General features: G+C 66.6%; 12 protein-coding genes. All 12 read left to right on the top strand.

The features are described 5' to 3' along the window. Positions 1-301 precede the first annotated feature (301 nt). The 12 genes from ftsH (at position 302) to hypE (ending at position 12,700) form a co-directional block, all read left to right on the top strand. Entirely contained in the window at positions 302-2,242 is a 1,941-nt protein-coding gene (gene ftsH, locus P2869_RS29845; protein WP_277598863.1) for an ATP-dependent zinc metalloprotease FtsH, read from the top strand. A 207-nt stretch (positions 2,243-2,449) separates the two neighbouring features. Further along, positions 2,450-3,679: a 4Fe-4S dicluster domain-containing protein gene (locus P2869_RS29840; RefSeq protein WP_277598862.1), complete on the top strand. Its 1,230-nt coding sequence runs from the start codon at positions 2,450-2,452 to the stop codon at positions 3,677-3,679. Continuing rightward, positions 3,666-4,124, top strand: coding sequence for a cyclic nucleotide-binding domain-containing protein (locus tag P2869_RS29835; RefSeq protein ID WP_277598861.1), 459 nt, complete (start codon positions 3,666-3,668; stop codon positions 4,122-4,124). Before P2869_RS29840 ends, P2869_RS29835 begins: the two co-directional genes overlap by 14 nt. Further along, complete coding sequence (locus tag P2869_RS29830; RefSeq protein WP_017774731.1) at positions 4,111-4,992, top strand: FAD/NAD(P)-binding protein; 882 nt, start codon at positions 4,111-4,113, stop codon at positions 4,990-4,992. Before P2869_RS29835 ends, P2869_RS29830 begins: the two co-directional genes overlap by 14 nt. A gap of 1 nt (position 4,993) precedes the next feature. After that, positions 4,994-5,797: an oxidoreductase gene (locus P2869_RS29825; RefSeq protein WP_017774732.1), complete on the top strand. Its 804-nt coding sequence runs from the start codon at positions 4,994-4,996 to the stop codon at positions 5,795-5,797. Beyond that, on the top strand, positions 5,787-7,076 hold the full coding sequence (locus P2869_RS29820) for a Ni/Fe hydrogenase subunit alpha (RefSeq protein WP_277598860.1): 1,290 nt from the start codon (positions 5,787-5,789) through the stop codon (positions 7,074-7,076). The genes P2869_RS29825 and P2869_RS29820 overlap by 11 nt, the downstream gene beginning before the upstream one ends. Further along, positions 7,073-7,597, top strand: coding sequence for a hydrogenase maturation protease (locus tag P2869_RS29815; protein WP_277598859.1), 525 nt, complete (start codon positions 7,073-7,075; stop codon positions 7,595-7,597). The genes P2869_RS29820 and P2869_RS29815 overlap by 4 nt, the downstream gene beginning before the upstream one ends. Next, positions 7,590-7,877, top strand: a complete 288-nt coding sequence (locus tag P2869_RS29810; RefSeq protein ID WP_277598858.1) for a hydrogenase maturation nickel metallochaperone HypA — start codon at positions 7,590-7,592, stop codon at positions 7,875-7,877. The genes P2869_RS29815 and P2869_RS29810 overlap by 8 nt, the downstream gene beginning before the upstream one ends. Next, complete coding sequence (hypF, locus tag P2869_RS29805; protein ID WP_277598857.1) at positions 7,874-10,264, top strand: carbamoyltransferase HypF; 2,391 nt, start codon at positions 7,874-7,876, stop codon at positions 10,262-10,264. Before P2869_RS29810 ends, hypF begins: the two co-directional genes overlap by 4 nt. Next, complete coding sequence (locus P2869_RS29800) at positions 10,264-10,515, top strand: HypC/HybG/HupF family hydrogenase formation chaperone (protein WP_277598856.1); 252 nt, start codon at positions 10,264-10,266, stop codon at positions 10,513-10,515. The genes hypF and P2869_RS29800 overlap by 1 nt, the downstream gene beginning before the upstream one ends. Then, positions 10,512-11,651: a hydrogenase formation protein HypD gene (gene hypD, locus P2869_RS29795; protein ID WP_277598855.1), complete on the top strand. Its 1,140-nt coding sequence runs from the start codon at positions 10,512-10,514 to the stop codon at positions 11,649-11,651. Before P2869_RS29800 ends, hypD begins: the two co-directional genes overlap by 4 nt. Beyond that, on the top strand, positions 11,648-12,700 hold the full coding sequence (gene hypE, locus P2869_RS29790) for a hydrogenase expression/formation protein HypE (protein WP_277598854.1): 1,053 nt from the start codon (positions 11,648-11,650) through the stop codon (positions 12,698-12,700). The genes hypD and hypE overlap by 4 nt, the downstream gene beginning before the upstream one ends. Positions 12,701-12,943: the final 243 nt, after the last annotated feature.

Genomic DNA, 12,943 nt, shown 5'->3' with positions numbered 1-12,943 from the left:
CGAAATCAAGAGACATGATGCACAGCACGACGAGAACGGGAAGGGAACCGCTGGACAGTAATGCCGCACGCCGACAGCCCGATGAAAGCCGGCTGCGGCGGCACGCCCGTGATTGTGAGGCAAAGGGCGGCGGGCCGCCATGTTGCACGGCGTCCACAGCGTGCTGGGCCTGCTTGATCCACGTCAACGGGGACGGAACACGCTCGCGCGAGGCTTGAGTCTGTTCAGATGCGAAAACGATGGGCGCGGCGTGCTGCCGTCCCGCAGACCGCATCGCTCGCATCACGAGGAGGCGGTAGCCATGCGCAATCACACATTACGGGCAGGATTGGCCGCGGCGGCGTTCGCGGCATGGGCGTACGGGGCGCCCGTCCTTGCGCAGCCCATTCCCGTGAGCGGGGCCAGCGCGGCTAGCCTGGCCGACCTGACGACGGCCTACCAGAACGGCGCGGACGAACCCGCCGTTGGCGCAACCGGCGATTCCGCGAAGGTCCGCACGCTCGCGTACTCCGAATTCGTCGTGCTGGTGGAGAAGGGCGGTATTCGCAGCGTGCGTATCGAAGGGTCGACGCTGAGCGGCAAGCTCGGCAACGGCGGCTCGTTTCGCACCGTCGCGCCGGCCGATCCCGCGCTGATCGACCGCTTGTTGAGCCATCAGGTCCGCATCGAGGCAGCGGCGAACAACGGCATGGGGTTTCTCGACAGTCCGCTCTTCCAGACGCTGTTGATCGGCGTGCTGATGGTGGGCGCGATCCTCTTTACCTCGCGGCAAGGAACCCAGGGCAGCGGCAGCAACAAGGCCGCGAGCTTCGGTCGTTCGCGCGCCCGCCTGATTTCGCCGGATGCGCACCGCACCACGTTCGCAGACGTTGCCGGCATAGAAGAAGCGGCGGTCGAGCTGGACGAGATCGTGCGCTATCTGCGCGAGCCCTCCGCGTTCCTGCGCCTGGGCGGCCGCGTGCCGAAGGGCGTGCTGCTGATCGGGCCGCCCGGCACCGGCAAGACGCTGCTGGCGCGCGCCGTGGCGGGCGAAGCGGGCGTGCCGTTCTTTTCCATTTCGGGCGCCGAATTCGTCGAGATGTTCGTGGGCGTGGGCGCCGCGCGCGTGCGCGACCTCTTTCGCGAGGCACGCCAGCATGCGCCGTGCATCGTGTTCATCGACGAGATCGACGCCGTGGGCCGGCACCGCAGCAGCGGCGCGGGCGGCAACGACGAGCGCGAGCAGACCGTTAACCAGTTGCTCGTGGAAATGGACGGCTTTTCCGGCAGCGAAAGCGTGATCGTGCTCGCGGCGACGAACCGGCCCGACGTGCTCGATGCAGCGCTGCTGCGCCCGGGCCGTTTCGACCGTCAGGTGATGGTGCCGGCGCCGGACACGGCGGGACGCCAGAAGATTCTCGAAGTGCACATGCGGCCGGTGCCCGTTGCGACGGACGTGGATTCGGCCGTCATCGCGCGCGGCACGCCGGGCTTCGCGGGCGCGGACCTCGCGAACCTCGTGAACGAAGCTGCGCTCATTGCGGTGCGCCGCGGTCACGCGCGCGTTTCCATGGCCGATTTCGACGAAGCGCGCGACAAGGTGCTGCTCGGTCCCGAACGCCGCTCGCTCGCAGTCACGGCGCGCGAACGCGAAATGACCGCGTATCACGAAGCCGGGCATGCGCTCGTCGCGCTGCGCTCGCCGTATCAGGACCCGCTGCACAAGGTCACCATCGTGCCGCGCGGCCGCGCGTTCGGCGTCACGCTTTCGTTGCCCGAGCGCGACCAGCATTCGTTCTCGAAGCGCCAGCTGGAAGGGCGCCTCGCGATGATGTTCGGCGGGCGCGTGGCCGAAGAGCTCGTGTATGGCCGCGAGGAAGTCACGACCGGCGCAAGCGACGACATTCGCCAGGCCACGCAGCTTGCGCGCCGCATGGTGACGGAGTTCGGTTTCAGCGACACCGTGGGCGTGGTCTGCTGCGAAAGCGGTGTGGACCCGCATGGCATGCCGGTCGCGATGTCGGCGGCCATGGCGGCGACTATCGACAGCGAGGTGCGGCGCATCACGGGCGAGGCCGAAGCCGAAGCACGGCGCATTCTCGTGGCCGAGCGCGCGGTGCTGGAACGCATTGCTGAGGCGCTACTGGCCCGCGAAACGCTCACGGGCGAGGAGATCGATGCGCTGCTGGACGGTTCGCGTGAGCCGCAGCGTGAAACCCCGGAGGCCGAACACGCGGAACTGGAGCATGCGGAGGCTGCGTGAAAGCGGCTGCATGAAAGTGCCTGTATGCCGGGGCCGCCAGGGCTAACGGGCTGCCCTGGCGGCCCAGCTTGCGCGGCCCGAACGCGAAGCATCATGTTGGTCCACAGGACCCAGGCGCGCCGCCTATACTGAACCGAGCCGGCTCCTTTCGACGGGGGCCGTACTCGTTCGAAGGCGCACGTCCACTCCCTTCACAGGTGCTTCCGCATGACCTCGTCATCGTTCGCACATCGCCCGCCTGCCATGCTCGACGCGAAGGGCCTGACGGCGCTCATCCAGGCCCTCGCCGCACGCGCGTACCGCGTAATCGGACCCACCGTGCGCGACGACGCCATCGTCTACGACGACATTGCCAGCGCCGACGACCTGCCCGCAGGCTGGACCGACTACCAGGCGCCTGGACGCTACGAGCTGGAGCGCCGCACCGACCAGGCGCTCTTCGGCTTCGCGGTGGGTCCGCATTCATGGAAACAGTTTCTGCATCCGCCCGTCGAGCGGCTCTTCACCGTGCGCAAAGACAGCACGGGTCTCGCGTTTGTCGAGCCGGGCGAGGCCAACGCGTTCGAAGGGTCCGACGGGTCTAACGGACGCGCGCCGCAGAAATTCGCCTTCATCGGCGTGCGCGCCTGCGAACTGCATGCCATCGCGATACAGGACCGCGTCTTCCTGGAAGGCTCATGGGTGGATCGCGGCTACGCGTTGCGGCGGCGCGATGCCTTCATCGTGGCCGTGAACTGTTCGCAGGCGGGCGGGACGTGCTTTTGCGCGTCGATGCAAACCGGACCGAAGGCGACGGAGGGCTTCGACCTCGCGCTCACCGAACTGCCTGCCGCCGTGGACGGCACGAGCGGTCGCTTCGTCGTCGAGACCGGCAGTGCGGCAGGCGCCGACCTGCTTGCGCAACTTCCGCACCGCGAGGCAACGTCTGCGGAACTCGACGCGGCCCATGCCGTGGTCGCGCGCACGGCGCGGCAAATGGGCCGCACCATGCGGACGGACAATCTCAAGCCGCTTCTGCAAGAGAACCTGCGTCATCCGCGCTGGGCCGAAGTGGGCGACCGGTGCCTCAGTTGCGGCAACTGCACGATGGTGTGCCCCACGTGTTTCTGCACGACGGTGGAGGACCACACCGACCTGGCGGGCACCACAGCCGAGCGCGTACGCAAATGGGATTCGTGCTTCACGCTGGATTTCTCGTGGCTGCATGGCGGCAGCGTGCGGCAGTCCGGCGAGGCGCGCTACCGCCAGTGGCTCACGCACAAGCTGGCGGGCTGGATCGACCAGTTCGGCACCTCCGGCTGTGTCGGCTGCGGGCGCTGCATTACGTGGTGCCCGGTGGGCATCGACATCACGGAGGAAGTGGCGGCCATTCAGGCCACACCGGGCGCCACGAGCACCGCAGGCCAGGCCAATGGAGACGGCAATGGAAGGCCTTGAGCAGATTCTCGGCGAGCATGCGTTTTTCGCCGGCTTTGCGCCCGCGCATCTGCAACTGGTGGCGGGCTGCGCGCGCAATTGCCGCTTCGACACGGGCGACTACCTCTTTCACGAAGGCGATAGCGCCGACGAGTTCTATCTGATTCGCCACGGCCGCGCCGCGCTCGAAATATCGGCGCCGGGGCAGGCTCCGGTGGTGTTCGAGACGCTGGGCGAGGGCGAGATTATCGGTGCCTCGTGGCTCGTGCCGCCGTACCGCTGGATGTTCGACGCACGCGCCATGGCGCTCACGCGCGCGGTGGGCATCAACGCCGCCTGTCTGCGCGGCAAGTGCGAGGCCGATCACGACCTCGGCTACGAGATGATGAAGCGCTTCCTGCCGATTCTCACGAAACGGCTTCACGCCACCCGCCTGCAGATTCTCGACGTCTATGGAAAACGATGACGCTCGCCTGACGTCGGCCACGCTTGCGCCCAGTACGTGCGATGCATTCGATCCATTCGTGCCGCAGGCGTATCGCGTGGCGGCGCGGCACAAAGAACTGCCTGACGTCGTGACGCTCGAACTCGAGCCGCTCGCGGGCGCGCGGCCCGCGTTCGCGCCAGGCCAGTTCAACATGCTCTACGCGTTCGGCGTGGGCGAAGCGGCCATCAGCATGAGCGGCGACCCGGCGGCACAAGGCGCGTTCGTGCACACCATTCGCGACGTAGGCGCCGTGAGCCATGCGCTCGCACAACTCGCAGCCGGCGCGACGCTCGGTGTGCGCGGCCCTTTCGGTGCGGGCTGGCCGATGCAGGCAGCCGCGGGAACAGACGTGGTCATTGCAGCGGGCGGCCTGGGGCTTGCACCGCTGCGTCCCGCCATCTACGACATCCTCGCGAATCGCAGCCGCTATGGGCGCGTCACGATTCTGTTCGGCTGCCGCAATCCCGCGGGCATGCTGTATCGCCGCGAGCTGGAGCGGTGGCGGCAGCGCTTCGACATCAGCGTGGAAGTGATCGTCGATCACGCGGATGCGCAGTGGTTCGGCCACGTCGGCGTGATGCCGGCGCTCATCGCGCGCGCCGCGTTCGATCCGCGCGACACCACGGCGCTGGTATGCGGTCCCGAGGTGATGATGCGCTTCACCGCGAACGCGCTGCGCGAGCGCGGCGTGCCGGACACGGGCATCTATCTTTCGATGGAGCGCAACATGAAATGCGCGGTCGGCCTGTGCGGCCACTGCCAGTTCGGCCCCACGTTCGTCTGCAAGGACGGCCCAGTCATGCGCTACGACACGATTGCGCGCTATCTCGCCGTGCGGGAGGTGTGAGATGAACGCCGACGCCAACCCGCCGCGCAGCGCAACGAACAAGCGTCCCCGCCTCGCGGTGTGGAAGTTCGCCTCGTGCGATGGCTGCCAGTTGTCGCTGCTCGATTGCGAGGACGAACTGCTGGCGCTTGCCGACGCCGTGGAAATCGCGAACTTCAGCGAAGCCTCCAGCGCCGTTGTGCGTGGACCCTACGATCTCTCGCTCGTGGAAGGGTCCATCACCACCGAACATGACGCGAAGCGCATTCAGGACGTGCGCAAACAGTCGAAATACCTGGTCACGATTGGCGCGTGCGCAACGGCGGGCGGCATTCAGGCGCTGCGCAACTTCGCCGACGTCGACGCCTTCATTGCCGCTGTCTACGCGCGGCCCAGCTACATCAGCACGCTTGCCACTTCCACGCCCATCTCGGCGCACGTGCGCGTGGATTACGAACTGCACGGCTGCCCCATCAACAAGGTGCAGTTGCTCGAAGTGATTAGCGCGTATCTGGCGGGACGCAAGCCCGCCATCGCGGCGCACAGCGTGTGCATCGAATGCAAGCAGCGCGGCAACGTCTGCGTGATGGTGCAGGGCACGCCGTGTCTCGGGCCCGTTACGCATGCGGGCTGCGGGGCCATCTGTCCTTCGTATCGGCGCGGCTGTTACGGCTGCTACGGTCCGATGGAAACGCCCAACATGCCGGCGCTTTCGCGCGAGTGGCGGGCGCTGGGCGCAAGGCCGCGCGATATCCAGCGTGCGCTGCGCACCTTCAATGCCGCAGCCGAACCGTTCCGCGAGGAGAGCGAACGTCATGGCGACTAAGACGATCCGCGTGGATTACCTGGCTCGCGTGGAAGGCGAAGGCGCGCTCGATCTACGCATCCGCAACGGCAAGGTGAGCGAGGCGCGGCTCAACATCTTCGAGCCGCCGCGTTTCTTCGAGGCGATGCTGCGCGGGCGCGGTTATGCCGAGACGCCGGACATCGTGGCGCGCATTTGCGGCATCTGTCCCGTGGCGTATCAAATGAGCGCGGTCCACGCCATCGAGAACGCATTCGGCGTTCGTGTAGAAGGGCAACTGCGTGCGTTGCGCCGGCTGCTCTACTGCGGCGAATGGATCGAAAGTCACGCGTTGCACGTGGTCATGCTGCACGCACCGGACTTCCTCGGCTTTCCCGATGCCATCGCGATGGCGCGCGAGCACGGCGACGTGGTGCGCAAAGGCCTCGCGTTGAAGAAGGCCGGCAACGAGTTGATGCGCGTGCTGGGCGGCCGCGAGATTCATCCGGTCAACGTCAAGGTGGGCGGCTTTCATCGCGTGCCTCGCAAAGCCGAACTGGCGCCCGTGGCCGAAAGCCTGAAACGCGCGCGCGACAGTGCAGTCGATCTCGCCCGCTGGGTCGCGACGTTTGCCTTCCCGGACTACGAGTGCGACTACGAATTCGTCGCACTGCGTCACCGCGACGAATACCCCTTCAACGAAGGGCGAATCGTATCGAGCAAGGGCATCGACATCGGCATCGATGCATTCGAGAGCGCGTTCGAAGAGCGCCACGTTTCGCACTCCACCGCGCTGCACGCATTCGTGAAGGAGCGCGGCGCCTATCTGGTAGGGCCGCTTGCCCGTTACGCACTGAATTTCGACCGCCTACCGCCCGCGGTACGCGAGCTTGCCGCCGAGGCCGGGCTTGAATCGGTATGCCGCAATCCGTTCAAAAGCATCGTGGTGCGAGCCGTCGAACTGGTCTACGCGTGCGAAGAAGCATTGCGCCTGATCGCGGCGTACGAACCGCCGCCGCTTTCCGCCGTGCCCGCCGAGCCGCGCGCAGGCACGGGCTTCGGCTGCACCGAGGCGCCGCGTGGCATCTGCTGGCACCGCTACACGTTCGACGCCGAAGGCACCGTTCTGGATGCGCGCATCGTTCCGCCTACGTCGCAGAACCAGCCGAGTATCGAAGCGGATCTCGCGGCCGTGGCGCAGTCCGTGATCGACGCTTCGGACGACGTGATACGCGACCACTGCGAACGCAGCATCCGCAACTACGACCCCTGTATTTCGTGCTCGGCGCACTTTCTCAAGCTATCGGTGGAGCGGTCATGACGAACGCGGCAGAAATACATGCGCCCGCGCGCACCGTGCGCGTGATCGGCATCGGCAACGCCGATCGCGGCGACGACGGTGTTGGCTCACTCGTCGCCGCGGCACTGGTGGGGCGTTTGCCCGCCGACGTCTCGCTGCTCACGCGCGGCGGCGACATGATGAATCTGGGCGACGACATGGGCGGCATCGACGCGTTGATCTGCATCGACGCTGCCGCGCCAATGGGCGAGCCCGGTCGCATCCGGCGGCTCGATCTGGCCGCGCAGGCGCTGCCGCGCGAAATGCCGTTCGCGTCGAGCCATGCGTTCGGATTGGCGGACGCCATCGCACTGGCCGAAGCGCTGGGCGTCGCGCCGAAAGACATCGTGGTGTTCGCCATTGAAGGCGCGTGTTTCGACGTGGGTGCGCCCGTTACGCCCGCGGTGGCGGCGGCCGTTCCCGAAGCGGCGAGCCAGGTGATAGCCGAGGTGGAGCGATTGCGTAGCGCGAATCGCCCGCCCAGGGAGGCATTCGATGCATGAGACGGGAATCGTGCGCGACCTCGTGCGTCGCGTGCTGGCCGCCGCACTCGAAGCAGACGCCGAGAGCGTGAGCGAAGTGCACGTCTGGCTGGGTGCGTTGAGCCAGTTTTCGCCCGAGCATTTTCGCGAGCATTTCGACGAAGAGGTGCGCGGCACGCTGGCCGAACAGGCGACGCTGAACATCGTCACCTCGCACGATGCCGCGGACCCGAACGCATTGCACGTGGTGCTGCAAAGCGTGGCGCTGAACGTGCCCGACGAGCGGAGCGAGGCTCCGTGAACGGCCCGCTGCGCGCGTTCGCTTGCGCAAACGAAGCCAACGCGGCGATGCGCTTGCGCATCACCGCGACAGGCTCCGTGCAGGGCGTGGGCTTTCGTCCGTTCGTGCATCGGCTCGCGGTGAGCGAAGGCCTGCGCGGATTCGTGCGCAATACGGGCGACGGCGCAGTGATCGAAGTGGAGGGCGATGCGCTCGCGCTGGAACGGTTCCTTGCGCGGTTCGATACGGAATTGCAGCCCCCGGCACAGGTGCGCGAACGCCGGATCGAACGCATCGCGCCTTGCGGCGCCGAGGCATTCGCGATTGCTGCCAGCACGCACGAACGCACGCAGTTCGCCGCCGTGCTGCCCGATCTCGCGACGTGTGCCGCATGTCTCGACGAGATAAGTGACCCCGCCAACCGCCGCTACCGCTATCCGTTCACGACGTGCGTGCATTGTGGCCCGCGTTTCAGCCTGATCGAGCGCGCGCCGTACGATCGCGAACGCACCGCCATGCGGCGCTTCACGATGTGCGCCGCGTGTCAGGCCGAATACGACGACCCTCTATCGCGACGCTTTCATGCGCAGACCAATGCGTGTGCGCAATGTGGCCCTCGGCTTGCGCTGCTCGATGCAAGCGGGCAGCCAACCTGCACGGGTGACGACGCGCTGACCCGCGCCGCCGATGCGCTGCGCGCAGGCGCCATCGTGGCGATGAAGGGTCTGGGCGGTTTCCAGTTGCTCGTGGATGCGCGCAACGACACAGCAGTGCGCTTGCTGCGCGAACGCAAGGGGCGGCCGTCGAAGCCGTTCGCCATCATGGTGCCGGGCTTCGACGCAGCGGCGGCGCTCGCGCCTATCGGCACAACGGAAGCGGCGTTGCTGCGCTCGGCGGCCGCGCCCATCGTGCTGCTGCGGGCTCGCGAAGATAGAGCGGGCCTCGCGCCTTCCGTAGCGCCTTCGCTTCCCTGGCTCGGCATCATGTTGCCGTACACGCCGCTGCATCACTTGCTGATGCAGAAACTCGGTTTTCCCATCGTTGCCACGAGCGGTAACCTGAGCGGCGAGCCGATTCTCTGTGACGAGCGCGAGGCTGTGCAGCAGCTTCGGGGCGTGGCCGACCTGTTTCTGGTGCACGACCGTCCCATCGTGCATCGCGTGGATGATTCGGTGGTGCGTGTCATTGCGGACGAACCCGTCGTTCTTCGGCACGCGCGAGGTTATGCACCGCTCGTGCTCGCGATGCCTGCCGTGAATCAACGCGGCGTATCCCCCGTGCTCGCGCTGGGCGGTCATGGCAAGAGCGCAATGGCAGCGGCAGCAGCAGGCCAGATCGTGCTGGGTCCGCATATCGGTGACCTTGACGGCAGCGCGGCGCGCGCAGCGTTCGCGCGTGGAGTGGACGACATGCTGCAGCTGTTCCCGATGCAGTCACCGGCCATTGCGTGCGACGCACATCCCGATTACTACAGCACGAAGTTCGCTGCGAAGCTTGCGGGCGAGGTGCGGCGCGTGCCGCATCACGTAGCGCACGTGCTCGCCGCTATGGCAGACCGCGGCCTGGCGGCGGAACCCGTGCTCGGCATCGCCTGGGACGGCAGCGGTTACGGCGGCGACGGTACCGTGTGGGGCGGAGAGTTCATTGCGGTAGAGCGTAACCGCAACGGTTACGGTTATCGTCGCGTGGCGCATTTGCTGCCATTCCGCTTGCCGGGTGGCGAAGCCGCAATGCGCGAGCCCGATCGTGCCGCACTCGGCGCGTTGCACGCCGTGTTCGGAGAGGCGATGTGGTCGAAGCGCTCGTTGCCACCGGTTGCAGACACCACGCCCGAGGCTCGGCGCGTGTTCAGTGTCATGCTCGCGCGCGGCGTGCAGGCGCCGCTTACGTCGAGTGCCGGCAGGCTGTTCGATGCGGTGTCGTCCATGCTTGGCCTATGCCGGCGCAGCAGCTTCGAAGGCGAAGCCGCGCTGGTGCTGGAAGCGACGGCGAGCCGGTCGTCGCATGCCTTCGTGCTTGCGCCCGCGGTGCTGCGAACCACCGCGAATGGCGGCGTGCTCATGGCCGACTGGGCGCCAACACTGGCCTCGCTCGTCGAAGCGCGTGAAGCGAACATTGATGCCGCCACGCTCGCCGCGGCCTTCCACGATGCCCTTGCGCAACTCATTGCCGATGTCGTGGTACGGGCCGTTTCGCTCGTTGGTACACGCCATGTTTTGCTTACCGGTGGCTGTTTTCAGAACGAACGCCTTGCCTCGCACGCGCTGGTACGTTTGCGAAATGCCGGCTTCGAAGCGCTCACGCATGGCCGCGTGCCGCCGAATGATGGCGGGCTCGCGGTAGGCCAGGCATTGTTCGCGGCGACGGCACTGAATGTGCTCGATGCAAAGCACGAGGAGAAACGCTGATGTGCCTCGCCGTTCCAGGCCAGATTCTCACCGCCGATGGCGAAGACCCGCTGACGCGCCAGGGCCGCGTCGATTTCGGCGGCATCGTGAAAGTGGTGAACCTGGCCTACGTGCCCGAGGCGATGCCTGGCCACTATGTGCTCGTGCACGCGGGTTTCGCGATTGCCGTGATCGACGAGGCCGAGGCGCTGAAGACGCTGGCCTCGCTCGAATCGCTTGCCGAATTCGACGTTGGAGAGCGCAAGGCATGAAGCACGTCGACGAATGGCGCGATCCAGCGGCGGCACACCACTATGCGGATGCCATTGCGAAGCTCGCCACGCGCCACTGGACCATCATGGAAATCTGCGGCGGGCAGACGCATTCCATCGTGCGGCACAGTATCGATCGCATGCTGCCGCCAGGCATCACGCTGCTGCACGGCCCAGGTTGTCCCGTGTGCGTCACGCCTGCGGGCATGATCGACACTGCCATCGAATTAGCCAGCCGGCCCGAAGTGATCTTCTGCTCGTTCGGCGACATGCTGCGCGTACCGGGTGAAAGCGGCAGCCTGCTGACAGCGAGGGCGCATGGCGCGGACGTGCGCATCGTCTATTCGCCGCTCGACGCCGTGGCGCTGGCGCGTAGTCATCCTGAACGTGTGGTGGTGTTCTTTGCCATCGGCTTCGAGACCACCGCGCCGGCCACGGCGATGGCCGTGCTTCAGGCCGAACGCGAGCAACTGGCGAACTTCTGTCTGCTCGTCTCGCACGTGCTCGTGCCGCCCGCCATCGAAGCGATACTCACGGAGCCGGACAACGGCGTGAACGGTTTTCTCGCAGCCGGCCACGTGTGCACGGTGATGGGTTACGCCGATTACGAGCCGCTCGCGCAGCGGCATCACATTCCCATCGTGGTGACGGGCTTCGAGCCTGTCGATCTGCTGCAAGGGCTCTACCTCTGCATCCGGCAACTCGAAGCAGGCGAGGCGAAGGTGGAGAACGCCTACAGCCGCGCGGTGCGACGCGAGGGCAACACGGCGGCGCGCGCCGCCGTGGCGCAGGTCTTCAGCGTGCAGGCGCAGCGCTGGCGCGGCCTGGGCGAGATTCCCGCAAGCGGCCTTGGGCTTGCGCCGCGCTATCGGCGCTACGACGCACTGACGCGCTTTGCGGACCTCGCCGTGCCCGACGAACACGCAGGCGAATGCATCGCAGGCGATTTGCTGCGCGGCCGGCGCAAGCCCTGCGATTGCCCCGCATTCGGCACACGCTGCACGCCGGAGCATCCACTGGGGGCGACGATGGTGTCGTCCGAGGGTGTATGTGCCGCGTACTACCGCTATCGGCGCGGGGGCGATAGCCTGCCTGCGACCGGACATGAAATGCACAAGGCGACCGACACCCTATGAGCGAATCGTCCTTTCTTTCGGCATCCTGCCCGCTGCCTGCAAGCAGCAAAGACGTGGTGGAACTCGCGCACGGCGGCGGAGGGCGTCTTACCCGTGAACTGATCGAGAGGCTCTTTCGTCCCGCATTCGCGACGTCCGACGAAGACTTCACGCACGACGGCGCGACATTCGACGCCGACGGCGCACGGCTCGCCTTCACCACGGATTCCTACGTCGTGCGCCCGCTGTTCTTTCCGGGCGGAGACATCGGATCGCTCGCCGTCAACGGCACCGTGAACGACCTTGCGATGTGCGGTGCCGAGCCGCGTTATTTGAGCGTGGGGCTCGTGATCGAAGAAGGCTTCGCGCTCGCTACGCTGCAACGGGTGGTCGAATCGATGCGCGCGGCGGCGCTTGCCGCGAACGTGCGCATCGTGACCGGCGACACGAAAGTGGTGGAGCGCGGCAAGGGCGACGGGCTGTACGTCAACACATCGGGCGTCGGCCTGATTCGCGCGCCTGCTCCTGTGGTGCCGCAACGCGTTCGCGCCGGCGACGCCGTGATTCTGAGCGGCGATATTGGCCGCCACGGCATTGCGATTCTCGCGGTGCGCGAGGGGTTGGGCTTCGAAACGGAACTCGCGAGCGATTGCGCGCCGCTTGCGGCCACCGTGCTCGCACTCATCGACGCGGGTATCGAATTGCACTGTCTGCGCGACCTCACGCGCGGCGGTCTCGCAACGGGGCTCATCGAAATTGCGGAGGCCGCGAACGTTGTGATCGATCTCGCCGAAGCCGCCATTCCCGTGCTGGACCCCGTACGCGGCGCATGCGAACTGCTCGGGCTCGATCCGCTCTACGTAGCCAACGAGGGCCGCTTCGTTGCGTTCACGCCTGCCGATGAAGCGAGCCGCACGGTGGACGTGCTGCGCGGCTTCGATCCGCGCGCGACAGTGATAGGACGCGTGGAGGCCGTGCACAACAACCGCCCTGCCGTGCGACTCAACGCCCTGGGCGGCGCACGCGAACTCGACATGCTGAGCGGCGAGCAGTTGCCGCGCATCTGCTGAATTCACGCGATCAGTAGCAGCAAGCATGCGGCAAGCAGCAAGCAAGCCGCGAGGAAGCGAAACGTCATCTACGTTTCGTTTCGTAAAGTGCCCACGTACCCGCTCTTCCTTTCAAGCCCGTCACTGCAATCGCCGTTCGCGAAGCTGGTGCGAACCTTGCGTTCGATACCGCGTGTTCGTCGGCTCGTGGCCACACGTTCCGTGTTGTCACAGCCTCTGCTTCACCACTGCGTCGCACGCGGT

Source organism: Paraburkholderia sp. SUR17 (assembly GCF_029536165.1).
Taxonomy (GTDB): Bacteria; Pseudomonadota; Gammaproteobacteria; order Burkholderiales; family Burkholderiaceae; genus Paraburkholderia; species Paraburkholderia kururiensis.
Note: the sequence above shows the minus strand (reverse complement) of the source record. Positions and strands in the feature narration are given on the sequence as shown.